This is a genomic window from Nocardia amamiensis (assembly GCF_015477605.1).
Lineage (GTDB): Bacteria > Actinomycetota > Actinomycetes > Mycobacteriales > Mycobacteriaceae > Nocardia > Nocardia amamiensis_A.
Genome location: NZ_JADLQX010000020.1, coordinates 72510 through 97431 on the forward strand (window position 1 = coordinate 72510; position 24922 = coordinate 97431).

The window sequence follows — 24922 nt, forward strand, 5'->3', positions numbered from 1 at the left end:
TCGCGCGACCGCTCTGGGTCCGGTTACCGCGCAGTGAGCTCGGGCTCTTCGGTCACATGAGGTGCGGTCGCGACGCGGGTGTCTCCGGTTTCGCGCGTGGTCGATCCGGCCGCCGTCAATGCGCCCAGGTGCGGCACGCGATGGTTGTCGCCCGCACTCGGCGCGCGGTCCTCGGCGGCACGCGTGGCAATCGGCTCCCACTCGTCGCGCGCGATCGATTCAGCGTGTGTCTCGGCTGTCTCCGCACCGGCGACACGCTCGTCTTCCGCCTCGGCGGAATCAGAGGAGATCCGCTCGTACGGAACGGCGGAGGCACGCTCTGCCAGGCGCTCGGCGGGCACGGGCTCCACAGGGCGCTCAGCAGGCACACGCTCCGCCAGGCGCTCAGCAGGCACACGCTCCGCCAGGTGCGCGGCAGGCACGCGCTCCGCCAGGTGCTCGGCAGGCATGCGCTCCGCCGGGCGCTGAGCAGTCCCTGGTTCCGGCAGCCGCTCAGCGGGCACGGGGCGCACCGCGTACTCAGCGGGTGCGCGCTCCGCCAGGCGCTCAACAGGCACGGGTTGAACCAGCCGCTCAGCAGGCATGGGCTGCGCCGGGCGCTGAGCAGTCACTGGTTCCGGCAGCCGCTCAGCGGGCACGGGCTCCGCTTGCTCGCTGACCCGGATCCGGTGCAGCGTCTTTCGCACCGCCGCCGCCAACCGTGCATCGAGCTCGGCTTCATCAGTACCGGCATCGGCAGAGGCTTGCACACCGCCCGGGTTGACCGCACCGGGCTGCTCGGCCGCTGGCAGCGGGGTTGTGGCCAGCCACAGCTCGGTGAACTCGGGCACAGGTCCCGGGTGACCGGCGGATGATGCCGCGACTTCGGCTTGTGCGGCGGGCTTCTCCGCAGAGGGAACCGTGCCGCTCTGTTCATGTTCCCCAGAGCCGGCGGCAGGCGGCACCGGGACAGCCGGGGCCTCTGTAGCCTCGGCGGGCTGCTCTACAGCACCGGCAGGCCGCTCGCCGGCGCGGCGAGCAGTCGTGGGCTCCGGGGAGAGGATGCTCGGCAGGATCTGGTTCGCGGCCCCGCCGACCTGAGTGAGCGCCGCCAGCCGCTCCTGGAGATCTTCATGGTCGGGTACGGCCTGGGTCGCGTGCTCTATCGCCCGTCCGTATCGCTCGGCGACGAGCCGGTGGGTGACGAGCGCGACGCCGATCATGATCGGCGCGATCATGTGGATCCCGATGCCCGCTACGTCGCCCGTTCTGAAGTAAGGGAACGTGTTCAGCGCGATACTCGCGGTCAGCAGGACACCCTCGACGGTGTAGACCTGCCACAGCCGGTCGATCACACCCCACTCGGCGGTATCGGCGGTGGACAGCATCAGCGCGATGAGTACCGCGCTGATCAGGGCTTCCAGGCCGTAGGACAGCCAGAACATCGGATTGGTCGCGCCGCCGGTCGGCGCGATGTTCTGCTGCACCGTGACCGCGGAGAACAGCATCGAGAACCCGACCACACCGGCGAGCAGCCCCAGCACACGCGGCTTGCGCTGGTGCAGCCGAGCGACTTTCGCGTGCGGGCTGCTGCTGTGCCGCTGCTCCCCGATCGCCTGCGCGGCCCGCAGCAGGTCGGCGGCCTCGCGCTCGGCCAACTCGGCCGCCGTGCGCCGCACCCGCTCCGCGGCATCGGCGGCCGCCTGGATACGCGCCCGCTGCTCGTGGCGCTCATAGTCACGCACGAGCTCGGCCAACTCGCGAGCAGCGGCTAGCTCTCGCTCCGACAACGCTTCCAGCAGTGCCGGATCGTCCTGGTGCGCCAACCGCTCATGCGCGATCTGCACCCGGTCCGGCAGAGCGCCGGCCACCAGATCATCCACAGGCTGCGCCGCGGCGGGCGCTTGGGTCGTGAAACGACGGAGCATCAGCAAAGAACCTTTCCGACGATCGAGTGTTCCAGACGCAGCGCGCCAGAGCAGCTCCGGCCGTCCACATATCTCCGTCGAAAGCGCCGACCGCCTCGGCCGAGACCGAAAAGATAACCCGTCATCGAAAACCGTTCGACCCGACGAGCAGTCGGGTCGCTGCTTGTCCGCCGTCGACACTGCGGATGTCCCGGACTGGCGAGCCCGGGACTACACGCAGATCGGCGTCCTGCGTATCGAAGCCCGGCCCAACTCACATTCGACGCCTCGATCGACAACTCACACGTCGGCTTCGAAATCGGCTGCTCGGCCCCGACACAGCATCGAAACGGTGATCGGCCGAGCTCAGCAGCCTGGAAGCAATCGCGCGGTGCTCAGAAACGATCCTTGTGTTCGGTCACCCATTCCGCGAAAGTGCGGGCGGGCCGACCGAGTATCCGCTCGACGGTGCCGTCCGGAGTCCGCGCTGCCTCCGGTGGATCGGCGTACCAGCCGACGACGTACTCGGCATCGGCCCGCGACACTCCCGTCTGCTGTAACCGCTCGACGGCCTGCTCATAGCCGATCCGTTCGAAGGCGAGGTCCCGCCCGAGCGCGGCGGCGACCATCGCGACGCGCTCGCTCGCGGTCAGCGCCTGAGGTCCGTTGAGGTTGTATGCCCGGCCCGCATGCCCGTCCTCGGTCAGGGCGGTCGCGGCCACGGCTCCGAGATCGGCCTCGTGCACAACCGCGCTGGGGAAGTCGAACGGCTCACGCACCACGGCCTCGGCTCGGATCGAGTCGACCCAGGTGAGTGCGTTGGACATGAACTCCTGCGGCTCGAGCCTGGTCCAGGCCACACCCGATTCCGCCACCGCGGTTTCCGCGGGACCGACGTACCCGCCCCACAGGATGGTGATGCGCTCGACGCCCGCAGACACCGCGCGGCGAACCAGCGCGGGTCCGGCCTCGGCCACACCGGCAGTCACCGTGATGTGCAACCCGGTGACCCCGTCCAGCGCGGCATCGAGTGTGCCCGGCTCCGTGTGTGTGCCCGCCACCAACTCCGCTCCCGCGGGCAGCAGAGTCGCGGCGCGCCGCGGATCGCGGGTCAGCGCACGCACCGATCGCCCCCTCCGCAGCAGCTCGGCCACCACGTGCCGTCCGGTGTTTCCCGTTGCGCCCGTTACCAATATCGTCACAGTGAACTCCTTTCCGGGCGCGACGCTATAACCTCAATAAACATTGAGGTCAAGCGCCACTCGCCGGTGCTGCCGCTTCCGGTGCGACCAGCGATTACATCGCCACCGGTTCGTCTCGAACTCCTCGTCGAGCACTGGTTGGAAGTCATCCCCGGTCGCACACCACTTATCGATCGCAGCTGAGCGGCCATCGAGTCTCCACGTCATCGCCATCGAGATGCACACACCCGACACGGGCGCAGATCGGTTGCCGTTTCCGCAGCTGCGGCGCCATGACAATCACGTCGGGCCGAGCCATTCAGCGCATGCAGGACTCGTGCGCAGCCGGTAACCACGGGCGACAGAAGAACACCGGGCCCGAAGACAATCTGGTCGACGCGCACGGCAAGCCAGCGGGCGCGGCCGTGACCACCGATCCTGGCATCGTATGCCATTGCCAGGAAGTGAAAGAGCGCCGCTGGTCGCTGGCTACACCCTTCAGCGAATTCCGCCAGTGACCAGTTCGACACAAAGAGCACGGGAAGCTCTCAGCAAGCGACTCCGAGAGATTCAGACGTCGAGATAACCATCACGCAACCACGGGAGATAGCCCTCTATGCACGCGCATTCGCGATGTTGGCAGAGCAGTCGGTGACCGGCCGGGCTGCGCGCGCTCTGATTTTCACAGCACTCGATGAACGCACCCGGTCTCTGTGACTGAACACATCGCATCAAAGCAGATCTCGGTTTGCCCTGCCAGCGCCTTCAAGCGACCCTGATCCCCTGCCTCGAGGACGGCATCGTGAGTGGACCAGTTCTGCGAACGGCCGTCGGCGCCGGGGACGCCCACCTGCGAAGCCGCCGACTCCGCCAGGCGTGGCGCGTCACGCTCCGAGAGGAATTTGTGCGTCCACACCGGACGCGAAGGACCAAGACTTCCTGCCCACTTCAACATATAGCGCACTAGGGGTCTTGCGGCAAGACCCGGGTCCTGGCGCAGAATGTCCGGCCGAAGCCAGAACCTGCGGAATCAGGGATTCGCGAAATACGTGATCGCGGGTGTGCGCCGCCGAACTGCGCGGAGCAACTGGCCGAAAATGCAACCTCGATGAATGGGCGGTTCATGTTCGACGTGATCATTGCCGGTGGTGGACCGACCGGCTTGATGCTTGCCGGCGAGTTGCGGCTGCACGGTGTGCAGGTGCTCGTGCTGGAGAAGGAGACAGAGCCGACCAGGTTTGTCCGGGCGCTCGGTCTGCATGTGCGCAGCATCGAGGTGATGGACCAGCGCGGTCTGCTGGAGCGGTTCCTCCAGCACGGCAAGCAGTATCCGCTCGGCGGCTTCTTCGCCGGTATCGACAAGCCGTCGCCCGACCGGCTGGACACCGCGCATTCCTATGTCCTCGGTATACCGCAGACCACCACCGATCGCCTGCTGGCCGAGCACGCGACGGAACTCGGCGCCGAAATCCGGTGCGGCTGCCAGCTGGTCGGGCTGAGCCAGGACGACCATGGGGTGACCGCTGAGCTGGCCGACGGTACGCAGCTGCGCTCGCGCTATCTCGTCGGCTGCGACGGCGGCCGCAGTACGGTGCGCAAGCTGCTCGGCGTCGGGTTTCCCGGCGAGCCCTCCAGGGTCGAGACGCTGCTGGGCGAGATGGAAGTGGCCGTGCCGCCGGAGACGCTGGCCGCCGTGGTGGGCGAAGTCCGCAAGACCCAGAAGCGTTTCGGTGCAACGCCCTTCGGGGATGGGGTGTACCGCGTCGTCGTGCCCGCCGACGGGGTGGCCGAGGACCGGACGGTCCCGCCGACCCTCGAGGAGTTCAAGCACCAGCTGCGGGCGATCGCCGGCACCGACTTCGGCGCGCACTCACCGCGCTGGCTGTCCCGCTTCGGCGACGCCACCCGGCAGGCCGAGCGTTACCGGGTCGGCCGGGTGCTGCTGGCCGGCGACGCGGCGCACATCCACCCGCCGACCGGCGGGCAGGGGCTCAACCTCGGCCTCCAGGACGCGTTCAACCTCGGCTGGAAACTGGCCGCCGAGGTCAACGGCTGGGCACCGGAGGGGCTGCTGGACAGCTACCACACCGAACGGCACCCGGTAGCCGCCGACGTGCTGGACAACACCCGCGCGCAGATGCAGCTGATGTCCCTCGAGCCGGGTGCCCGAGCAGTGCGCCGGCTGTTGTCGAACCTGATGGACTTCGAGGAGGTGAACCGGTACCTGATCGAGAAGATCACCGCAATCGGGATCCGCTACGACTTCGGCGAGGGGCACGATTTGCTCGGCCGGCGGATGCGAGACGTGGGGTTGAAGCGGGGGCGCCTCTACGAGCTGATGCGCGGTGGTCGCGGATTGCTGCTCGACCCGACCGGCCTGCTTTCGGTTGCGGGATGGGCGGATCGGGTCGACCACGTCGTCGACGTCAGCGAGGAACTGGACGTGCCCGCCGTGCTGCTACGGCCGGACGGCCACGTGGCGTGGGTCGGTGACGATCAGCAGGTTCTGCTCGAGCAGCTGCCTCAGTGGTTCGGCGCCGCCAACGGCTGAGTTCGCGGGTCTGGGCTGAAGAAGCGTGACGAGGCCGAGCCCCATCCGGATCTCCGGACGGGGGTTTCCCGAAACACCCTGATGCACTGGTGCACAGCAGATGACAGCGGAAACCTACCCGCACCGATTCGCAGCGGCACGCAATAGAACCAGAGGCTATTCCGCTCCGGAATGCCAAAGTTCGATATGCCTGACCACCAGCCGGGCGACCGGCCCGGTGTCCCGGACCGGCCCGCTTGCGGGGCGGTCACCTTGCCGCCGCTGTCGGCGATATCAATGATCAGGCAGGCTGGTCCTTCTCCGACGGGAGCCAGATTTGCAGGTTCTGCGGGTTGATCGGAATCGAGATGTGTTCATGCGTGATCAGCCACCTGTCGTTCGACCGTTGGAGGCACACGGTCTCTCGTACCCATATCGACGGCTGGAACCCGCCCTTTCGCGTTCCGGAGTCGAGGTGAAGCATGTTCGCGAAGGCGACATCTCCACACGTCGCAACGGTCGAGTCGTGCGTTTCCAGGCTGATCGGACCTTCGTAGCCGTCGAACCACCGCACAAAGTTCCGGCGTACTTCGTCGGTACCCCGGAACTGGAGCGGGGGAACGACATCGTAGTAGACGATGTCGGGAGCGTAGTGCTCCATGAGTCGATCGATGTCCTTCGACTGCTGGGCATCGGTGCGACTTTGAAAGAACGCCCCGAGCTCGGAATCGTTGGCAGTCATCGCATCCTCCGTTCGAGAATTCCGACCGCGACCAGCTCTTCTGGTGACGGTCGGCTGTGGTTTCGGTAACCCGACGACGCCGCCGTCCGGAATGTGAGGTGACGCGACGACCTCACATTCCGAGCGGCTGTCTCGTCGTTCCGATGAGTGCGGATGCGACAAAGAAAGGTCGGCGACATCATGACCACCGAACCCGGGCCTGCGGACGACCGACCCGATCCGAGTCTGAACGCGATCATGAGCGAGCGCCGTCAGCTGATCAATCTCGCGTATCGGCTCCTCGGTTCCATGGCCGATGCCGAGGACGTCGTGCAGGAGACCTACGCCCGCTGGTACGCCATGCCCCGCGAGCAGCAGGAGGCCATCGAATCCCCCGGCGGGTGGCTGACTAAGGTCGCCGGCCGCATCTGCCTCGACCTGCTCGGCTCAGCGCGCGTCAGACGGGAACGCTATGTGGGCGAATGGGTCCCCGAACCACTGCCCGACCGCGGCGAATGGAGCGACGGACGGTCCGGCGGAACCGCTGCCGACCCCGCCGACCGGATCACCCTCGACGAGTCGATCAACATGGCCTTTCTCGTCATGCTCGAATCGATGACCCCGGCCGAGCGCGTGGCGTTCATCCTGCACGACATCTTCCGCTACCCGTTCGCGGAAGTGGCCGAGATCGTCGGCCGGAGTCCAGCGGCATGCCGCCAGCTGGCCGCCTCCGCCCGCCGCCGCATCGCCGCCTCGCAGGCTCCCGCGACTCCGACGGCCCAGCAGGCCGGCATCGTCAGGGATTTCAAGCGGGCATGGGAGACCAAGGACATCAACGCCCTCATCGAGCTACTCGACCCCGACGCCACGGGAGTCGCCGACGGCGGCGGTCTGGCCAGGGCCGCGCTCCACCCGATCGAGGGCGCCGAGCGGATCGCTCGCTACCTTGTCGACTTCACTGGCAGAACACCCGGCCTGGTGATGCTGGAGCGCACGGTCAACGGCCGGCCCGGTCTGGTAATCCAGATGAACCGAACCACAACATCGGTGGTGGCGTTCGACATTGCAGGCGACCGGATCCAACGCATCTGGGCCGTCCGCAACCCCGACAAACTCCGCCAGTGGACGACAGTCCCTGCTATGCCTGATCGAGCATGGTGATGTAGGTATCGAGCTGGGCCGCCGGCGAGAAGGTTGCGGCTGCGCGTGGTCAGCCGGTTCTGCCAGGAGTCGAGGAAGGCGCTCAGGGCAACCGCCCCACCCGCCTCGCGCAGCGACTCGATGAACTGCGCGACTTGGGACAGCAGGTAGCCGCCTCGGCGCAGTTGCCGTGCAATCTCGGCGTCGCGTACGCAGTCCGGTCCGTATTGGCGGTAACCCGTTGCCCGGTCGCGTTCGGGGTGCAGGATGCCCTCGGTCTCCCAGGTGCGCAGTGTCGCCGGATGCACGCCGAGTCGGCGCGCGAGTTCGCCCACGGTCAGCGGTCGGCGGTGGGCAGGCGGCGGTGTCGTGGTGGACAGGCTGCCCAGCGCCGTGGCGACCTCGGTGCGGGTGTCGCGTTCGGCGAGCAGCGCGACGTGTGCCGCATCGATGAGCCGGTAGGCGGACTCGGTGTCGCCGCGGTTGGTCGCGCGCATGATTTCGATTGCCTGCTGGTGCCCGTGGCCACCGCGCAACGCGAGGAAGGCGCGTAGCGCCTGCGCGTGCAGGAGTGTGTAACGCCGATAACCGGTTTCGCTGCGCTCGGTCGGCGGGAAGACGCCCGCATCGTCGTAGTTGCGGATCGCCTGCGCGGACAAACCGTGTTCCCGGGCGAGGTCAATAGGCCGCAGCTTGCACCTCCGATTGAGGCTTTTAAGCCTGTATTCCACGTAAATGTGGCAGGAGCTTCAACAGAGTCTTCAACGATATGGTCGAGGTTAGCTCATTCTGGAAGGGGTGTTCATGTCCACTGCCGCATCTCTACGTGGAATCGGCCGCCAATTCGACGACCCGGCAAGCCTGGGCCGTGCCCTCGACGAACTGCTCGCGGCGCGGACCGAGCCGCCGACCCTGCTCGCCCTCGGCGAGCCGACACACGGGATCGAGGCGTTCCCGTTGCTGCGCAACGAACTCCTCGCCCACCTCATCGAACGGGGGTACCGGTCGATCGTGCTGGAGACCGATGCCTTCGCCGCATCCGTTGTCGACGACTACGTGACCGGGGCACCGGCGGAGATCGACACAGTGCTCGCGACCGGGTTCAGTCACGGGTTCGGCGCCGTGCCGGGCAACCGCGAACTCGTCGAATGGCTCCGCGAGCACAATGCGTGCCGCGCGCCGCAGGATCGGGTTTGCTTCCACGGCTTCGACGCGCCGTTGGAGTTCTCCGGTGCGCCGAGCCCGCGACGCGCACTGTCCTCGGTCCACGACTACCTGCCCGCCGCGCTGCGGCCCGGATCGGTCCGCGACCTCGACGTGCTGCTCGGCGAGGACGCGGACTGGACGAACCAGGCGGCCATGTTCGACCCGGCAGCGTCCGTCGGCGACTCCGACCGCGCTCGCGCCCTGCGCATCGTCGCCGATGATCTCGCCAGCGCGCTGCGCCGGGCGGCACCCGGCCTGCGTGCCGCCGACCCGATCGGCTACGACCACGCCGTCGCGCACGCGCGCACCGCCCAGGGCCTGCTGCGTTATCACGCAGCCATGGCCAGCCGCGCACCGGATCGCATCGCGACCTTGCTCAGCCTGCGCGCCGAGATGATGGCCGACAATCTGCTCGCGATCGTCGCCCAGGAGCAGCGACGCGGCCCAACCCTGGTCTTCGCGCACAACGTGCACCTACAGCGTGCGCAGTCCCAAATGCCGGTCGGCGAGGACGACGTGAACTGGTGCAGCGCCGGCGCGCTCGTCGAGCTCACCCTCGGCCACCGCTACATGTTCCTCGCAACCGACGCCAGCCCCGACAGCGATCCGGGCACTCTCCAGCGTGTATTGGCGGAGGCGACCACCCGCCGCGCTCTGTTCCCGGCACAGGCCCTGCGCGCCGCGCTTCCCCCGTCGATCGGCACGGGCAAACCGATTGTGCGCGGCCACATCCCGCTCAGCCCGGCAGACCTGAACGGCGCCGACGCGGTCATCTTCGTCGCCGACACCGACGGAAAACGGCATCAGTACTGGTAGCGGCACTCAGCAACGGCCGCCGTCGGCTCAGCGGCCCGCGGCGGTGAGCTGGTAGTCCGCTTCGAGCAGCATCCACCCGCTCAGCTGTACCGAGAGATCGCGGCTCAGGTTCGCAGACGAAGCGGCGGACGAGTGCGTGAACTGGGGAGAGGTTCCCAGATGCTCCGGCACCGTGACCGGGCGCGTCCAGTCCACACCGAACAGTGGCAGCCCGTCCACCTCGGCACGGTGTTTCCAGGCCGCCCACGCGGAAGCGTGCACGATATTCGCGGCGGTGGTGTCGCCCAAGGACAATGCCGCTTCCGCGAGATATCTGGCGAGGATGCCCATGAACAGCCCGGAGTCGTCTCCGGAGGCCGCGGCGATCACACCTGCGTCCGTGAGCCCGTCCTCGGCTGCGGCAATGAGGGCTGTCACGCGCCTGCGATGGACCGATTCACCGGTGCGCACCGCCAGCTCCGTTTCCAGCCCGATGGCCACGCCCTGGCAGTAGGTGTGGATGGTCCGCTCGACTCGTCCGCCGGGCTCATGGACACCGTCGAGGATCAGGCCGCTGTCGGTGTCGCGCAATCGGGTGTACAGGAAATCGGCGAGTTGCCCGGCGCGGGACAGCTCGCCCAAACGCGCCATTGCGATACCGGTCGGACCGATCGCGGGGGTGTTGTAGTAATCGTCGCCGGACCGCCAGGGCACCGCACCGACGGCCGGATTCCAGCCACCGATCAAGTCGGCCCGCAGCTCGCCGACAGCGTCGCCGAACCGGACACCGAGCAGCCGGTCGGCGCGTTCGAGCGCCAGCACCAGCCAGGACATATCGTCGTAGTACCGGTTGGTCCAGCCGGTGAGGTTGCGGGTCCGAATACCGCGTGCCAGGGCGACGACCCGGTCTATGCGTTCGGGGGTGCGGGCGCGGTTCGCGGCGTCCACCGCACAGTCGAGAAGGTGGGCCTGCCACCAGTAACACCATCGCACGAAGGACTGGTCCGGCAAGGACGCAGGCCAGACGAGTGTGCCCAGCCGCATCTGCGGCTGGCCCCAGAGTGTGCGCACGTGCCGCTGCACGATCGCCTGTTCCGCCAGGTCCGCCCGCTTCCCGGGCTCCTCGGGGCCTGCGGATACTTCCCGCGTGATCGTCACCGCCTGCGTCGGCTGCGCCATTGCGGTGAGTGCGATCGAGGCTCCGGCCGCCGACAGCACACTGCGCCGGCTGATCCCCTTGTTCCGGCGATCCATCCGCTCGGACTCCCTTTACTGAACAACGATCACCGGAGCGGGAAACCGTCCAGCTACAGTCTAACTAGCAACGACCACTGCCGCGCGGCGCCGAACGGCTGCACCAGGTGCAGGCGTCAACCGCCGCGCGCGGCTCCTGCCGGTCCGAGATCGAGGAACACCGTTTCGCCGTCGGCCACGTCGAAGCCGTCATTATCGGCGACCCTGAAACCTCACCTCCGAAACCATTCCGCAAGGGCGGGGACTCGACGGTGAAATCGGCAGTGCGTGCGGCCAGACAGTTCGGGCACAGCGCAATCATCTGTACACGACGAATAACGGCCGAGACTCGGCGAACCCGTACTTAGTTTTGTCCCGGGCAGGCCAGCCCTCGCCTAACAGGAGGCCGGGGCCGAGAGGCCGCGGATGCGCCGACAGCAGCCAACGGTCAACCGTGAAGCATCAGGATCCCAGGATGCGATGGCTCGCAGAATGTCTCGTACCGCACTGATCCGGAGTGTTGATGCACCGTTTCGGGGACCGGTGGACGCGTTGTAGCTACACGTTGAAGCGGAACTCGACGACGTCGCCGTCGGTCATGACGTAATCCTTGCCCTCCATGCGGACCTTGCCTGCGGCTTTGGCGGCGGCCATGGAGCCTGCTTCGAGCAAGTCGTCGTAGGCGACGATCTCGGCTTTGATGAAGCCGCGTTCGAAGTCGGTGTGGATGACGCCTGCTGCCTTGGGGGCGGTGTCGCCCTGGTGGATCGTCCAGGCGCGGGCCTCTTTCGGGCCTGCGGTGAGGTAGGTCTGAAGGCCGAGGGTGTGGAAGCCGGCGCGGGCCAGGGCGTGCAGGCCGGGCTCGGTTTGGCCGATGGATTCGAGGAGTTCGAGGGCGGATTCCTCGTCGAGTTCGAGGAGTTCGGCTTCCACCTTGGCGTCGAGGAAGACCGAATCGGCTGGGGCGACGGAGGCTTTCAGCTCCGCGACCTTGGCTTCGTCGGTGAGGACCGACTCGTCGGCGTTGAAGACGTAGAGGAAGGGCTTGGTGGTGAGGAGAGAAAGCTCTTTGAGGAGTTCGGTGTCGACCTTGTCGGCCGCGGCGAACAGGGTGGTGCCGTTGTTCAGGATTTCCTGAGCGGCCTTGGCGGCGTCGGCGACCGGTTTGCGGTCCTTCTTGACCTTGGCTTCCTTCTCCAAGCGGACGACCGCCTTCTCCAAGGTTTGCAGGTCGGCGAGGATGAGTTCGGTCTCGATCACCTCGATGTCGGCGGAGGGGTCGACGCGGCCGTCGACGTGCACCACGTCGTCGTCGGCGAAGACGCGCACCACCTGGCAGATGGCGTCGGCCTCGCGGATGTTGGCAAGGAACTTGTTACCGAGGCCCGCGCCCTCGGAGGCGCCCTTCACGATGCCCGCGATGTCGACGAACGACACGGTGGCGGGCACGATGCGTTCGGAACCGAAGATCTCGGCGAGCTTGTTCAGCCGCTGGTCGGGCAGCGGAACGACGCCGACGTTGGGCTCGATGGTCGCGAACGGGTAGTTCGCGGCGAGCACGTCGTTCTTGGTCAACGCGTTGAACAGCGTCGACTTTCCGACGTTGGGCAGGCCGACGATTCCGAGGGTGAGACTCACGAGGAACAGAGTCTACGCGGCGTGCCGCTTCGCCACCCCACCCCCGCCCACCTCCAGCCCTCCCGCGAGTGGCACATGGTGGAGAGGTCTTCTCGGACTTCGCCGCAACCATGTGCCACTCGCGTGGTCAGGGGATGAGGACGACTTTGCCGAGGTTGGTTCGCCGCTCGATGGCGGCGTGGGCCTGGGAGGCGTCTTCGAGGGGGAACTCGGCGTGGATGGCGGGGCGGAGCTGGCCGGAGGCGAAGTATTGCCAGAGTTCCTGGCGCCAGTGGTCGTAGACCTCGGGCCGGTCCCGGGCGATGCGGGCCATCTGGAAGCCGATTACCGATTTCGCGCCGACGAGCAGGTCGTATGCCTGGATGGTGCCGCCGCCGGAGCTGTAGGCGACCAAGCGTCCACCGGGAGCGAGAGCGGCGACCGCGGGGGCGAGCAGGTCGCCGCCGACGGCATCGAGCACGTAGTCGGCGGGGGCGCCCCAGGACTCCTGGCCGTACTCGACCACGTCGTCGGCGCCGAGCTTCTGCACGAACTCCGCCTTGGCGAGATCGGACACCGCGCCGACCACGCGCGCCGCGCCACGCACCCGCGCCAGCTGGACCGCGAGGTGGCCGACGCCGCTCGCGGCGGCGGTGACCAGCGCGGACTCCCCCTCCTTCGGTGCCGCGGCGTCGAGCGCACCGAGCGCAACCAGCCCGCTGCGCACCAGCGCGACCGCGTCGACGGAGGAAGCTCCGTCCGGAATCGGCGAGGCCATCGCGGCCGAGAGCAGCGCGTAGTCGGCGTAACCGTGCCCGAACACCAAGCCCGTCACGCGGTAGCCGGGCGCGTACCCGTCGACGCCCTCGCCTACCGCGACCACCTCACCGGCGATCTCCCCGCCCAGCGCGATCGGCTCACCCTGCTCGCGCACCTTCCGCACCACCGGCAGGGTCACCCCGACCGCCTCGACGCGGACCAGGAGCTCACCCGGCCCTGGCGTCGGGACCTCGACCGAGACGAGCTCGAGCACCTCGGGACCACCGCTGCGCTCGTATTGCACCCGCCGCATCGCACCTCCAGAAATCGTTAGAAGGGGCAACGGTAGCGCCCGAAGCCACTCAACTACACGCTGTAGTGCTCCATCTCACCGTCGGCCGCCTGCCGCGGAGAGGTTGCCCGCCATCCACGCGCATCAGCTGGAAGCACCGCCGGCAGACGGGCCGAGGCCGCGAACCAGGGTCCGCGCCAAAGCGCGAGCGAGTTCGCCCGATGCCGGTTCGGCGTCGGGGCCGTACTGGTAGTAGCGGAGAAACGCCTGATGGAAGCAGGTCCCGTCGAGCAGGGACGCGGCCGTGGTCACGTCGGTATCGGAAGCGATGCGGCCGAGCTCGCGCTCGGCACGCAGATATTCGGCGATACCCGCGATGGCATGACCGGGTCCCGCCCCGTGCCGCCGCATCGAATTCCGGTGTGCTGCCATGCGTTGCGGCTGCGCGAGCAGACCACCGAGCAACGGCAGTGACTGCTGGTAGAAGCTCAGGGCGGCGCGGGCCATGGTAGAAAGGTTTTCCTCCACGGTGGCCGCCCCCGGACGGGGCGGCGCATCCGCCGGACTGGGCATCCGGTGGCGCAGGACATTGAGGATGATGTCCTCCTTGTCGCTGAAGTGCTTGTACAGCGCCGCCTCGGAGTACCCGGCGGCTTTCGCGATTTCCTTCGTGGTGGCATGAACCACGCCACGGTTGCGCATGATCTCCGCCGCCGCGTCGAGGATCTGGTCGCGCGTGCCCATCTTCGCTCCCGGTTGTCAAGTTAGTGAGTACTCACCCATCGCAGGTTAGTAAGTATTCACCAACCAGAGAGGCCGACCATGCGGCTCACCGTCTTCGGAGCGACCGGCAATACGGGTACGCGCGTTGTTGATCAAGCACTGGCAACTGGACACGAAGTCACGACGGTGGGCCGGGGAAGGCCCTCGATTCCGGGTCATCCACGCCTGCGGGCTGTCGTGGCCGACGTCATGAATCCCGCGGACATCGTCGAAGCGGTGCGCGGCGCCGACGCCGTGCTCGACACCATCGGGTCGCGCGAGAAGGGACCCACCTCGGTCTGCACGGACGCGGCACTGTCGATCAGCAAGGCGATGGAACTAGCGGGCGCCCAGCGTCTGGTCGTGGTCAGCAACAGCGCCGGAGTCCCCGGCAGGGGCGATGATTGGTTCACCCGCTTCGTGGTGAAACCGCTCATCCTCCGTCCGCTTCTGCGGCACAGCCTGGCCGATATGGCCGTCGCGGAGCAGGCGGTTCGCGATTCGGCACTCGACTGGACGATCGTCCGTGCACCACAGCTCACCGACAACGCGGCAAAGGGCTCCTACCGCACCGCGGTCGAGCGCAACGTGCTGTTCGGCATTCGTATCACCCGCGACGACCTGGCCGCCTGTCTGCTGGACCTGGCCACCGACCAAGCGGCGATCCCCAAGCACGTCAACGTCGCGAACTGATCGCGGAAGCTTCGCGGAGGCGACCTTGCGATAGCCGACCCGCGGCGTAGCGTGACCCGTATGGAGCCGACCACGGAGGTGGTGACGGCACGTCCGGCACCCATGCTCGCGGCGTTCATCGACCGCTATCTCGGCTACCGCATGGCCGGGTTCGCCGCGGCGATCCATCGCGGGTTGCCTTCGCGGCATATGACTTTCATCGTGGCCATCGGCCCGACCATTGATGTCGTCGAGCAGACCGATCCGTGCCAGTCCCCGCAGGACTATCGCTGCGTGCTGAGCGGTCTGCAGGCGAGCACCGCGCTGATCGCGCACGACGGCTATCAGGAAGGGGTGGCCGTGGAATTGACGCCGCTGGGGTGCCGGACCTTGTTCGGCATCCCCGCCGCGGCGCTGTGGGACACGTCGGTCGAATTCGCCGACGTGGTGGGTCCGGTGGGCGTGGAGTTGTGGGAACGGTTGCAGTACGCACCGAGCTGGCCGGAACGCTTCGCCGCCTGCGACAGCGTGCTCTCGGCCCTTACCGATCCCGATCGTGTGGTGGGTCCCGAACTCACCTGGGCATGGCGCAGTTTGGTCCGCTCCGGCGGCGGCATCGCGGTCGGCCCGCTGGCCGAGGAGATCGGGTGGAGCAGGCAGCATCTCACCCGCCGGTTCAATAGCGAGTTCGGCCTGAGCCCGAAACTGGCGGCCCGGATCACCCGCTTCGAGCGCGCCCGGCGGATGCTCGCGCACACTCCCTCCTACATCACCATCGCCCAGGTGGCCGCCGCCTGCGGCTACTACGACCAGGCCCATCTCGATCGCGACTTCGCCGACCTGGCGAGAACGAGCCCGACGGCCTGGCTGGCCGAGGAGGTTCCATCCGTCCAAGCCTCCGACGAGTCCGCCGGATGACGATGGATGACATGACGAACCCGACAACGACTGAAAACAGCACCCGCACCGCCGTCTGGCCCACCCTGACCTTCCGCGACGCCCGCGCAATGGAAAAGTTCCTCGTGGAGGCGTTCGGCTTCCGAGAGGCCGCGCGCTACGCCCGTGAGGACGACCCGTTGATCGTCGAACACGCGGAACTGCGCTGGCCGCTGGGCGGCGGCATCATGTTCGGCTCGGCGGGCAAGGACGACAGCCCGTTCGGCACCCGCCCGCCCGGCACCGACTCGGTCTATCTGGTGTGCGAAGACCCCGACGCCCTGTTCGATCGAGCCACCGCCGCAGGCGCCGAGGTGGTCCGCGGCCTGCGCGACGAGGACTACGGCTCACGCGGTTTCACCGTCCGCGACCCCGAGGGCAACCTCTGGAGCTTCGGCACCTACTGGGGGGCATAAAGGGGCAGCCGGACGAAAGCCCGTCCCAGCCTCGTGCAGGGACGGGCAACTGAGGCAGCCGCGCAAAAGGGCAGAACCCGACATACTGACGGGAGCGCCCGCGCCACACGAACGTTAGTCCTGTGAGCAAGGGCCTGCCTGAACATAGACCCCCGGACGGACCGACGTCCGCTGTCGTTCTGGAAACACCGCCGGTGCAGATGTCGCATCCTTGTCAATATGAATCGACTGTGCACTGCTCGAGGCCAGCCCTTGCGCTGCCCCGCCACTGCCGCTGCCCATCACCGTCTACGGGCACGGCTGCATGGACGGCGGCGTTCGAGTCACCTGAGTCCCACGGTGGCGGCTACCACAGCGTGAAGGTCGTCCGCACCTCGAGCCGAGTCGAGCGAAAGCCAGACGCAGCCGCTCAGCGTCCGCCGAGCCCCGACATCGCGATGCCGCGGATGAACGCGCGCTGGGCGACCGCGTAGATCACCAGCAGCGGAAGCAGGATGACGACCGCGGCGGCCATGAGGATCGGCCACTGGGTGTGGTACTGGCCTTGCAGCCGGACCAGGCCCAGTGTCGCGGTGGCGACGTCCTCGCGCTGGATCATGACCAGCGGCCACAGGAAGTCGTTCCACACGGTGATCCAGGTCAGCACGGCGAGCACCATGAGTGCCGGGCGGGTGTGCGGCAGCAGGACCCGCCAGTAGACCTGCCAGGTCGTGCAGCCGTCGAGTATGGCGGCCTCTTCCAGTTCCGTCGGCAGTGTGCGGAAGAACTGGCGCATCAGATAGGTGCCGAACGCGCTGCCGAAAAGACCGGGCACGATCATCGCCCACGGGGTGTCCACCCAGCCGAACGCACGCATCAGCAGGAACTGGGGAATCACCGTCACGGTCAGCGGCACCATCAGCGTGGCGAGGTAGGCCAGGAACAGCATGTCGCGCCCGCGGAAGCGCAAGCGCGCGAAGGCATAACCGGCCAGCGAGCAGAAGAAGACCTGCCCCGCCGTAACGCACAGCGCGTAGATCGTGGTGTTGAGCAGCATCCGCCCCAGCGGCAACAGGTCGAAAACCTTCCCGTAGTTCGACCACTGCGGCCGCTCGGGAAGGAATGCGGCATCGGCGATCTCGCCGTCCCGCTTCAGCGACCCGGACACCGCCCACAGGATCGGCAGGAGTGCACACCACGCGATGCCGACCAGCGCGGCATACACCGCCGCCCCGCGGACCACGCGCCGCACGATCGCCCGCTCGACCCGTCCGCGCGCGACAACCGCGCCGCGCCGCGCGGGCAACGCTCGCCGCACCACCTCGACAGCGTTCATTGCTCGACCTCCGCCCGCCGGGCCATCCGAAGTTGCAGCAGTGTCAGCAGGAACAGCATCGCGAAGATCACCCAGGCCAGCGCGGAGGCGTAGCCCACCTCGTAGAAGCCGAAGGCGTTCTGGAAAAGCATGATCCCCAGCAGGTAGGTGCCCGTCTCCGGACCGCCGTTGCCGCCGGTCAACGCGTATGCCTGGTCGAAAGCCTGCACCGAATTGATGATCGTGATGATGAAGACGAACGACAGCGGCCCCCGGATCAGCGGCAGGGTGATGGCGGAGAACCGCCGCAGCGCCCCGGCGCCATCGATCATCGCGGCCTCGTAGAGCGTCTCCGGCACGCCCTGCATGGCGGCGAGCAGGATGACCGTCGCGAACGGCACGCTCTTCCATACGGTGACGATGCTCAGCGACACCAGCGCCCAGTCCGGGTCGGTCAGCCACGGCACCGCGTCGATGCCGAACCAGCCGAGCGCGACGTTCAGCAGACCGTCATCGGTGAACAGGAACCGCCACACCACCGCCATGGCGACCGCGGACGCGACCAGCGGCAGAAACGCGATAGTCCGAAATATGCTTATACCAGCCAATTTTCGGTTCAGCACCGCGGCTACCGCGAGTCCGATCACCACGGTGGGCACCAAGGTGAGCGCCGTGAAAACGGCAGTGTTGCGCACCGCGATGAGAAACAGCGGATCGGATCCGAACAGCCTCCGATAGTTGTCCACGCCGACGAACCGCATGGGACCGAACAAGTCCCACGAATGAAAACTCAGATAGAGCGAAAAGCCCAACGGAAACAACAAGAAAACCGCTACGGCTCCCACATTGGGCGCGACGAACGCCCAACCCGCTCGCTCGCGTCGCCGCGCCAAACGGGACCTGGCACGACGGGTCGCATCGCCCTCGGTTTGCGACCGGCTCATCCTGCCTCCAACAGGGCGTCGACGTCGGAGGCGAAGCGGCCGTTCAAGGAATCGGCGGTGGCGGCACCGCGCAGGACGCGGTTGGAGCCCCGCTCGAGCAGCGCGGAAACCTTGCCCCAGACCGGTGTCACCGGCAGGGGTCGCGAGTTGGCCGGGCCCTCGGTGAACACCTCGATATTCCGGATCTCACTGTGCGCGGCGGCGAACCCCGCCGAACTCATCGCGGACTTCAGTACCGGAACGAACAGGCCGGACGCGGCGATGATCTCCTGCCCCACCGGCCCGGTCGCGAATTTGACGAATTCCCAGGCCTGCTCGATGCGCGGACTGTCCGCGGCGATGGACAGTCCCGTGCTGCCGACGTCGGTGATCGCGCCGGGACCGCCGCGCGGACCCACCGGCAGTACCGTGACGTCGATGGCGAGATCGTCGTGCCCGGCGAATTCGGAGTACAGCCAATGCCCGCCCAACGCCATGGCCGCCCGTCCCCGCCGGAACAGGTCCGGCGCGGAAACCGACAGCGTATCGGCGGCTTTCGGCGCCACGCGGTGGCGCACCGCGAGGTCGGCGTAGAACTGGAATCCTTCGGCGAACCGAGGATCCCCGATATTGGTTCTGGTCGGATTCACCGACGGCGTGAACCACTCGGCGCCGTTGTTCATGCCGAAGCAGGCTGCCGAGAAGTAGGGCACCCAGGCGTCGGCGAAACCCCACTTCGTCCGTCCGGACGAATCGTGCTCGGTCAAAGCGCGTGCCGCGGACAGAAACTCGTCGAACGACCAGGCGTCCCGCCAGCGAGCGGGCGGCGTGATACCTGCATCGGCGAATGATTGACGGTTGTAATACAGGAACACCCCGGACCATTGCTCGGGCAGAGCGTACTGACCACCGGCATAGCTGAAAGTGTCGTACAGCGCCGGGTAGCTGTCGGCGCGCAACTGGGCCGCGTACTGCGGCTCGCGCTCCAGCAGCGTGTTCAGATCCAGCAGCACACCGCGCTCGGCCAAGCCGGAATACAGCAGCTCCCAGGCCATCAGCACGTCTGGGCACTTGCCGCCCGCGCAATAGGTGAGCATCTGCTGCATCGGGTCGGGGCCCGACATGATGGTGCGAATCCGGATATCCGGGTGTCGTTTCCGGAACTCGTCGATGATCTTCAGCCGCACCCGCGCCTCTTCCGGCCTGGCCTGGAAGAAGAAAGTCAGCGCGTCGTCATCGGAGCCGCAGCCACTGCTCGCCAGCAGCGGAGCGGCCAGCGCCGACCCGAGCAGCGTCCGGCGACGGACTCGGGCGACGGGGTCGGCACGCAACTCAGCCCTCCTCCAGGGCGGATGTGGAGCTTCCTCGAACCGCATGGCAGCATACGTTCGGCTATCACAGGTGACGGCCGACACATGAACAATATTTCACGTTGCTCGCTCGGCGGCCGGAATCGGCACGACGACGATCATCGATCGGATACGTTGTCACGTGTTTCAGCAAGATCCTGCGCGTTTTACAGGAGAGTAGGCAGATGGCGACAATCGAATATCTGCGGACCGATCCCGATCTGCCGCCCGTCGGCGTGGTCGACAAGTCCCCGATCACTCCGGCCAAGAAATTGATCTTCGCGGGGATCGCCGTACTGGGTGCGGCGGCGTGGGCGGTGCTGGCGGTCTCGCGTGGTGAGTCGGTGAACGCGGTGTGGATCGTGATCGCCGCGGTGTGCACCTACATCATCGCGTATCGGTTCTACGCCAGGTTCATCGAACGCAAGATCACCAAGCCGCGTGATGATCTGGCCACCCCCGCGGAGATCCTGGAGAACGGCAAGGACTACATGCCGATGGACCGCCGGGTGCTCTATGGGCACCACTTCGCGGCCATCGCGGGGGCGGGTCCGCTGGTGGGTCCGGTGCTGGCCGCGCAGATGGGGTATCTGCCGGGGACCATCTGGATCGTGGTCGGCGTGGTGCTGGCCGGGGCGGTGCAGGACTTCCTGGTGCTGTGGGTGTCGATGAAGCGGCGCGGCCGCAGCCTCGGTCAGATGGCGCGTGACGAGCTGGGCGTGATCGGCGGCTGGGCGGCCATCGTCGGCATTCTCGTGATCATGATGATCCTGCTCGCGGTGCTCGCGCTGGTCGTGGTGAACGCGCTCGCGCACAGCCCGTGGGGGGTGTTCTCCATCGGCATGACCATCCCGATCGCCCTGTTCATGGGCGTCTACCTGCGGTTCCTGCGGCCGGGCAAGGTCGGCGAGGTGTCCGCGATCGGGTTCGGCCTGCTGCTGGCGGCCATCGTGAGCGGCGGCTGGGTGTCGGAAACCTCTTGGGGCGCCGACTGGTTCACCCTTTCGCCGGTGACCATCTCCTGGCTGCTGATCGCCTACGGTTTCTTCGCCTCGGTGCTTCCGGTGTGGTTGCTGCTGGCGCCGCGGGATTATCTGTCCACCTTCATGAAGGTCGGCACGATCGTGCTGCTCGCGGTCGGCATCCTGGTCACGCTGCCGGTGCTGCAAGCCCCCGCGGTGTCGGGCTTCGCCGGCTCGGGCAAGGGCCCGGCGTTCGCGGGCTCGCTGTTCCCGTTCCTGTTCATCACCATCGCCTGCGGCGCGCTGTCGGGTTTCCACGCGCTGGTCTCGTCGGGAACCACGCCGAAGCTGCTGGAGAAGGAATCCCACGCGCGGATGATCGGCTACGGCGGCATGCTGATGGAATCGTTCGTCGCGGTCATGGCCATCATCACCGCCTCGATCATCGACCAGCACCTGTACTTCGCGATGAACGCCCCCGTCGGGCTCACCGGCGGCACCGCGGAGAAAGCCGCCGCCTACACCAACAGCCTCGGCCTCACCGGTGCCCCCACCACAGCCGCGGAGCTGAGCCGAGCCGCGAGCGACGTCGGCGAGACGACCATCATTTCCCGCACCGGCGGCGCGCCGACGCTGGCCGTCGGCATCTCCGAGGTGTTCCACCAGTTCCTCGGCGGCGCGAGCTGGAAGTCGTTCTGGTACCACTTCGCGATCATGTTCGAGGCACTGTTCATCCTCACCACCATCGACGCCGGCACCCGGGTCGCGCGGTTCATGCTCTCGGACGCCCTCGGCAACTTCGGCGGCCCGGCCAGGAAGTTCCGTGACCCGTCCTGGCGGGTCGGGGCCTGGCTGTGCTCGGCACTCGTGGTCGCCGCATGGGGATCGATCCTGCTGATGGGCGTCACCGACCCCCTCGGCGGCATCAACACCCTGTTCCCGCTGTTCGGCATCGCCAACCAGCTGCTCGCGGCGATGGCGTTGACGGTGGTGCTGGTGATCCTGGTGAAGAAGGGCCTGGCGAAATGGGCCTGGGTCCCCGGCATTCCGCTGGCCTGGGACCTCGCGGTCACCATGACCGCGTCCTGGCAGAAGATCTTCTCCGCCGACCCGAAACTCGGCTACTGGAAACAACACAGCATCTGCCAGGCGGCCCAAGACGCCGGGAAACTCTGTTTGACCGCGAAAACCCCCGACGACATGAACGCGATCGTGCGCAACACCTTCATCCAAGGCACGTTGTCGATCGTGTTCGCCGCACTGGTGCTGATCGTGGCCGTCGTCGGCGCGGTGGTCGCCTTCCGCGCCTGGCGCTCCGGCCGAACCACCACCACCTCCGAAACACCAGAAGTGCCCTCGAAGATCTTCGCACCCAGCGGATTTCTCGCCACCACGGCGGAGAAAGAAGTCCAGAAACAGTGGGACGAGCTGATCGCGACCGGACAGGTGCGCGCGCCCGGCGCGGCGCACGTGCACGCACAATGAACACTTCCGCCACGGGTGCCGACCGGTCCGCGCGACCGGCCGGCACCCGGCTGCGCGCCACGGCGCGTGCCTGCGGGGACGGCGTTCGTGCCGGCATCTGGTGGTTCAACTCGATCCTGGGCGGACAGGACTACCAGCGCTACGTCCAGCACCTGCGCCGCAGGCACCCGGAGTGCCCGATCCCGACCGAACGGGAGTACTGGCGGCAGCGGCATGCCGAGGCGGATCGCAATCCGGCCAACCGCTGCTGCTGAGCGAACTTTTTTGGCGCGTGCCGCCGCACGACGTTTTGGTGCTTCGCACTACTGCCCGCCGCGCATACATGGTGCGATGTCATGACGCTTGTGCGAAGTGGCGACAGCCCCGGCGACGATGGCGGATTTCCGCTAGCATGGGTCCGCCGTAGCTGACATTGTGGTGGGCGTGACGATCACGGCATTGGATTTCGAACGGTGCTATCGGGCGGTGTCGACCCGGGACTCGCGATTCGACGGGCAATTCTTCACCGCGGTGCGGACCACCGGAATCTATTGCCGCCCTTCGTGTCCGGCGATCACCCCGAAGCGGGCCAACGTGTCGTTCCTACCGACCGCCGCCGCGGCCCAGCAGGCAGGCTACCGGGCCTGCCGCCGCTGTCTGCCGGACGCCGCACCGGGTTCGCCGCTGTGGAACACCAGGGCGGATCTGGCCGCGCGGGCCATGCGGCTGATCGGTGACGGCGTCATCGAACGCGGCGGGGTGCCTGCGCTGGCCGCCACGCTCGGCTATTCGCAGCGGCAGCTCACCCGGGTGCTGACCACCGAGCTCGGCGCGGGACCGCTGGCACTGGCTCGTGCGCACCGGGCGCACACCGCGCGGCTGCTGATCCAGACCACCACGATGCCCATGTCCGATATCGCGTTCGCGGCGGGGTTCGCCTCCATCCGCCAGTTCAACGACACGGTGCGCGAGGTGTTCGCGGTCAGCCCCACCACCATGCGGACCGAGGCCCAGCGCGCGAAATCGGGCACCTCCGGCCGTCCGGCGCCCGCAGGCAACGGCTCGCTCACGCTGCGGCTGCCCTACCGGGAACCGCTGGACCGCGCGTGGCTGGAGTGGTTCCTGTCCGCGCACGTCGTGCCCGGCATGGAGCTGTGGGACAGCGGCGCCTACACGAGAAATCTCCGCACGCCGCACGGGCACGCCACAGTGCGGCTGGGTTTCCAGCGCGACCACGTGCGGGCCGAGTTGTCTTTGCAGGACATGCGCGATCTGGCGCCGACGGTGGCGCGGCTGCGGCATCTGCTGGATCTGGACGCCGACCCGGTGGGGATCGATGAGGCGCTCGGCGTCGGGCCAGGGGCGCACGGGCCGTCTTCGGAACGGTTGTCGGAGCACCACACCGAATATCTGCCGGATGCCGGTGCGGGCTCGCCGCCGGACGCCGAGGCGATACCCGACGCCGACCGGTTCGGCGCGAGGCGCCCGTCGTTCACGCCGGGTATCCGGGTACCCGGCTGCCTGGATGGAGCGGAACTGTTGCTGCGCACCATGATCGGGCAGCAGATCTCGGTCGCCGCCGCGGCCACGCACACCGCGCGGCTGGTCGAGGCGCTCGGCGAGCGCGTCGACGGTCCGATCCCGCTGCTGTTCCCGACACTGGAGGTGATCGCCGAGCGCGGCGCCGAAGTCTTGACCGGCCCGGCGCGACGGATCCGCTCCATCGTCGCTGCCGCGGAGGCGCTCGCCGCCGGAGAACTGCTGCTGCACCAGGGGCGTACCGCAGCCGACCTGCGCCGCGATCTGCTCGCGCTGGACGGCGTCGGGCCGTGGACGGCCGACTACGTGGCCATGCGCCTGCTCGCCGACCCGGACGTCCTGCTGAGCACCGATTTGGTCGTCCGCCAAGGCGCGACCCTACTGGGCATCGATCTGACGGATACCGCGCGCTGGGCGCCGTGGCGGTCGTACCTGTCGATGCACCTCTGGAAAGCGGCCCTGACCGACCGCGCCACATCCACCGAAGTCCCCGCGCTCGCCACCACGAAAGGCAGTGTCGAAGCATGAACGCCACCAGCACCATTCCCTCCGCAATCGGCGGAAAGGTCACTTCTACAGCGCATTTCGCGATCACCGACACTCCGCTCGGACCGTTCACCGCGCTCGTCGACGCGGAGGGCGCGGTCTTGGCCTCCGGCTGGACCTCCGATGCGGAGAACCTGCGCGGCTTGATTCATCCCACGCTGCGCCCTGACCGGCTGCGGCAACGCGATTCACTGGGGGACGTGACCAGCGCCGTGATCGCCTATCACGAGGGCGATCTCACGGCGATCGATCCGATTCCGGTTCGCCAACGCTCCGGGGAGTTCCTCGCGCACGCCTGGGAGGTGCTGCGCAGGGTGCCGGCGGGCAGCCCGCTCACCTACACCGAGTTCGCCGCCTGCTCCGGCCGCCCCGACGCCACGCGCGCCGCCGCCAACGCGTGCGCCCGCAACGCCGCCGCCCTGTTCGTGCCCTGCCATCGAATCCTGCGGATCGGCGGCGCTCTCGGCGGATTCCGCTGGGGATTGCCGGTGAAGCGCTGGCTACTCGACCACGAGGGGTGAGGGTCCTCGACCGCGCCGGCTCAGCTCGAGGACAGCCACATCGGTCCCACCGCGCACGCGATCGCGGGTGCGGCGAGTGCACTGCCCGACAACGCTAGTCCGCCTGGCATCACCTCCGCGGTGCCGAGCATGAGCACGGTATGCGGTCAGCCGGGTCCACCGATCCATCAGCCACACA

Annotated in this window: 21 protein-coding genes and 1 pseudogene; 11 read left to right on the forward strand and 11 right to left on the reverse strand. The window is 67.6% G+C overall.

Annotation, left to right across the window (positions count from 1 at the left end; genetic code table 11):
• Nucleotides 1-23: 23 nt before the first annotated feature.
• Both IU459_RS24755 and IU459_RS24760 read right to left on the reverse strand, forming a co-directional pair.
• On the reverse strand, nt 24-1907 hold the full coding sequence (locus IU459_RS24755) for a hypothetical protein (RefSeq protein ID WP_195131956.1): 1884 nt from the start codon (nt 1905-1907) through the stop codon (nt 24-26).
• A 374-nt stretch (nt 1908-2281) separates the two neighbouring features.
• On the reverse strand, nt 2282-3088 hold the full coding sequence (locus tag IU459_RS24760) for an NmrA family NAD(P)-binding protein (protein WP_195131957.1): 807 nt from the start codon (nt 3086-3088) through the stop codon (nt 2282-2284).
• A gap of 272 nt (nt 3089-3360) precedes the next feature.
• Between IU459_RS24760 and IU459_RS24765 the strand changes: the two genes are divergently transcribed.
• The gene (locus IU459_RS24765) at nt 3361-3585 is read left to right on the forward strand and encodes a DUF6879 family protein (RefSeq protein WP_195131958.1); all 225 of its coding nucleotides are present in this window, start codon (nt 3361-3363) and stop codon (nt 3583-3585) included.
• Between the two features lie 605 nt (nt 3586-4190).
• Complete coding sequence (rox, locus tag IU459_RS24770) at nt 4191-5618, forward strand: rifampin monooxygenase (protein WP_195131959.1); 1428 nt, start codon at nt 4191-4193, stop codon at nt 5616-5618.
• Between the two features lie 280 nt (nt 5619-5898).
• On the opposite strand, the gene IU459_RS24775 is transcribed toward rox, so the two are convergent.
• Entirely contained in the window at nt 5899-6339 is a 441-nt protein-coding gene (locus tag IU459_RS24775; RefSeq protein WP_195131960.1) for a YybH family protein, read from the reverse strand.
• Between the two features lie 180 nt (nt 6340-6519).
• On the opposite strand from IU459_RS24775, the gene sigJ reads away from it, so the two are divergent.
• Nucleotides 6520-7479 (forward strand): RNA polymerase sigma factor SigJ, encoded by a 960-nt coding sequence (gene sigJ / locus IU459_RS24780; protein WP_195131961.1) that lies wholly within the window; start codon nt 6520-6522, stop codon nt 7477-7479.
• Here the strand turns inward: sigJ and IU459_RS24785 are convergent.
• Nucleotides 7457-8150, reverse strand: a pseudogene (locus IU459_RS24785) (MerR family transcriptional regulator). The gene sigJ and the pseudogene IU459_RS24785 overlap by 23 nt on opposite strands.
• A gap of 112 nt (nt 8151-8262) precedes the next feature.
• On the opposite strand from IU459_RS24785, the gene IU459_RS24790 reads away from it, so the two are divergent.
• On the forward strand, nt 8263-9480 hold the full coding sequence (locus IU459_RS24790; protein WP_195131962.1) for an erythromycin esterase family protein: 1218 nt from the start codon (nt 8263-8265) through the stop codon (nt 9478-9480).
• Between the two features lie 27 nt (nt 9481-9507).
• Here IU459_RS24790 and IU459_RS24795 read toward each other — a convergent pair whose 3' ends face one another.
• From IU459_RS24795 to IU459_RS24810, 4 genes are all read right to left on the reverse strand, one after another.
• Nucleotides 9508-10713 (reverse strand): glycoside hydrolase family 76 protein, encoded by a 1206-nt coding sequence (locus IU459_RS24795; protein ID WP_195131963.1) that lies wholly within the window; start codon nt 10711-10713, stop codon nt 9508-9510.
• Nucleotides 10714-11250: 537 nt separating this feature from the next.
• On the reverse strand, nt 11251-12330 hold the full coding sequence (gene ychF, locus IU459_RS24800; protein ID WP_195131964.1) for a redox-regulated ATPase YchF: 1080 nt from the start codon (nt 12328-12330) through the stop codon (nt 11251-11253).
• A 127-nt stretch (nt 12331-12457) separates the two neighbouring features.
• Entirely contained in the window at nt 12458-13381 is a 924-nt protein-coding gene (locus tag IU459_RS24805; RefSeq protein WP_195131965.1) for a quinone oxidoreductase family protein, read from the reverse strand.
• 123 nt (nt 13382-13504) lie between these two features.
• Nucleotides 13505-14104, reverse strand: a complete 600-nt coding sequence (locus tag IU459_RS24810; RefSeq protein ID WP_195131966.1) for a TetR/AcrR family transcriptional regulator — start codon at nt 14102-14104, stop codon at nt 13505-13507.
• A gap of 78 nt (nt 14105-14182) precedes the next feature.
• Between IU459_RS24810 and IU459_RS24815 the strand changes: the two genes are divergently transcribed.
• The 3 genes from IU459_RS24815 to IU459_RS24825 are packed head-to-tail and all read left to right on the forward strand — an operon-like array spanning nt 14183 to nt 16146.
• Nucleotides 14183-14815: an NAD(P)-dependent oxidoreductase gene (locus IU459_RS24815; RefSeq protein WP_195131967.1), complete on the forward strand. Its 633-nt coding sequence runs from the start codon at nt 14183-14185 to the stop codon at nt 14813-14815.
• Between the two features lie 60 nt (nt 14816-14875).
• Nucleotides 14876-15712 (forward strand): AraC family transcriptional regulator, encoded by an 837-nt coding sequence (locus tag IU459_RS24820; RefSeq protein WP_195131968.1) that lies wholly within the window; start codon nt 14876-14878, stop codon nt 15710-15712.
• 11 nt (nt 15713-15723) lie between these two features.
• Nucleotides 15724-16146 carry a VOC family protein gene (locus tag IU459_RS24825; protein WP_195131969.1) on the forward strand — a complete coding sequence of 141 codons (423 nt, stop codon included), beginning with the start codon at nt 15724-15726 and terminating at the stop codon, nt 16144-16146.
• A gap of 409 nt (nt 16147-16555) precedes the next feature.
• Here IU459_RS24825 and IU459_RS24830 read toward each other — a convergent pair whose 3' ends face one another.
• The 3 genes from IU459_RS24830 to IU459_RS24840 are packed head-to-tail and all read right to left on the reverse strand — an operon-like array spanning nt 16556 to nt 19694.
• Nucleotides 16556-17461 carry a carbohydrate ABC transporter permease gene (locus IU459_RS24830; protein ID WP_195131970.1) on the reverse strand — a complete coding sequence of 302 codons (906 nt, stop codon included), beginning with the start codon at nt 17459-17461 and terminating at the stop codon, nt 16556-16558.
• Nucleotides 17458-18333, reverse strand: coding sequence for a carbohydrate ABC transporter permease (locus tag IU459_RS24835; protein WP_228838473.1), 876 nt, complete (start codon nt 18331-18333; stop codon nt 17458-17460). The genes IU459_RS24830 and IU459_RS24835 overlap by 4 nt, the downstream gene beginning before the upstream one ends.
• Before the next feature lie 47 nt (nt 18334-18380).
• Complete coding sequence (locus IU459_RS24840) at nt 18381-19694, reverse strand: ABC transporter substrate-binding protein (protein ID WP_228838458.1); 1314 nt, start codon at nt 19692-19694, stop codon at nt 18381-18383.
• Nucleotides 19695-19897: 203 nt separating this feature from the next.
• Between IU459_RS24840 and IU459_RS24845 the strand changes: the two genes are divergently transcribed.
• From IU459_RS24845 to IU459_RS24860, 4 genes are all read left to right on the forward strand, one after another.
• Nucleotides 19898-22159 carry a carbon starvation CstA family protein gene (locus tag IU459_RS24845; RefSeq protein ID WP_195131973.1) on the forward strand — a complete coding sequence of 754 codons (2262 nt, stop codon included), beginning with the start codon at nt 19898-19900 and terminating at the stop codon, nt 22157-22159.
• 50 nt (nt 22160-22209) lie between these two features.
• Complete coding sequence (locus tag IU459_RS24850) at nt 22210-22413, forward strand: YbdD/YjiX family protein (protein ID WP_228838474.1); 204 nt, start codon at nt 22210-22212, stop codon at nt 22411-22413.
• Between the two features lie 169 nt (nt 22414-22582).
• Complete coding sequence (locus IU459_RS24855) at nt 22583-24205, forward strand: DNA-3-methyladenine glycosylase 2 family protein (protein ID WP_440446526.1); 1623 nt, start codon at nt 22583-22585, stop codon at nt 24203-24205.
• Nucleotides 24202-24744 (forward strand): methylated-DNA--[protein]-cysteine S-methyltransferase, encoded by a 543-nt coding sequence (locus tag IU459_RS24860; RefSeq protein ID WP_195131976.1) that lies wholly within the window; start codon nt 24202-24204, stop codon nt 24742-24744. Before IU459_RS24855 ends, IU459_RS24860 begins: the two co-directional genes overlap by 4 nt.
• Nucleotides 24745-24922: the final 178 nt, after the last annotated feature.

Excerpts from the sequence above, each read along its gene's own strand:
- IU459_RS24820 (WP_195131968.1), top strand. The coding sequence starts at position 14,876 with ATGGAGCCGACCACGGAGGTGGTGACGGCACGTCCGGCACCCATGCTC.
- rox (WP_195131959.1), top strand. The coding sequence starts at position 4,191 with ATGTTCGACGTGATCATTGCCGGTGGTGGACCGACCGGCTTGATGCTT.
- IU459_RS24815 (WP_195131967.1), top strand. The coding sequence starts at position 14,183 with ATGCGGCTCACCGTCTTCGGAGCGACCGGCAATACGGGTACGCGCGTT.
- sigJ (WP_195131961.1), top strand. The coding sequence starts at position 6,520 with ATGACCACCGAACCCGGGCCTGCGGACGACCGACCCGATCCGAGTCTG.
- IU459_RS24805 (WP_195131965.1), bottom strand. The coding sequence starts at position 13,381 with ATGCGGCGGGTGCAATACGAGCGCAGCGGTGGTCCCGAGGTGCTCGAG.
- IU459_RS24755 (WP_195131956.1), bottom strand. The coding sequence starts at position 1,907 with ATGCTCCGTCGTTTCACGACCCAAGCGCCCGCCGCGGCGCAGCCTGTG.
- IU459_RS24825 (WP_195131969.1), top strand. The coding sequence starts at position 15,724 with ATGACGAACCCGACAACGACTGAAAACAGCACCCGCACCGCCGTCTGG.
- IU459_RS24765 (WP_195131958.1), top strand. The coding sequence starts at position 3,361 with ATGACAATCACGTCGGGCCGAGCCATTCAGCGCATGCAGGACTCGTGC.
- IU459_RS24810 (WP_195131966.1), bottom strand. The coding sequence starts at position 14,104 with ATGGGCACGCGCGACCAGATCCTCGACGCGGCGGCGGAGATCATGCGC.
- IU459_RS24775 (WP_195131960.1), bottom strand. The coding sequence starts at position 6,339 with ATGACTGCCAACGATTCCGAGCTCGGGGCGTTCTTTCAAAGTCGCACC.
- IU459_RS24790 (WP_195131962.1), top strand. The coding sequence starts at position 8,263 with ATGTCCACTGCCGCATCTCTACGTGGAATCGGCCGCCAATTCGACGAC.
- IU459_RS24830 (WP_195131970.1), bottom strand. The coding sequence starts at position 17,461 with ATGAACGCTGTCGAGGTGGTGCGGCGAGCGTTGCCCGCGCGGCGCGGC.
- IU459_RS24795 (WP_195131963.1), bottom strand. The coding sequence starts at position 10,713 with ATGGATCGCCGGAACAAGGGGATCAGCCGGCGCAGTGTGCTGTCGGCG.
- IU459_RS24845 (WP_195131973.1), top strand. The coding sequence starts at position 19,898 with ATGGCGACAATCGAATATCTGCGGACCGATCCCGATCTGCCGCCCGTC.
- IU459_RS24860 (WP_195131976.1), top strand. The coding sequence starts at position 24,202 with ATGAACGCCACCAGCACCATTCCCTCCGCAATCGGCGGAAAGGTCACT.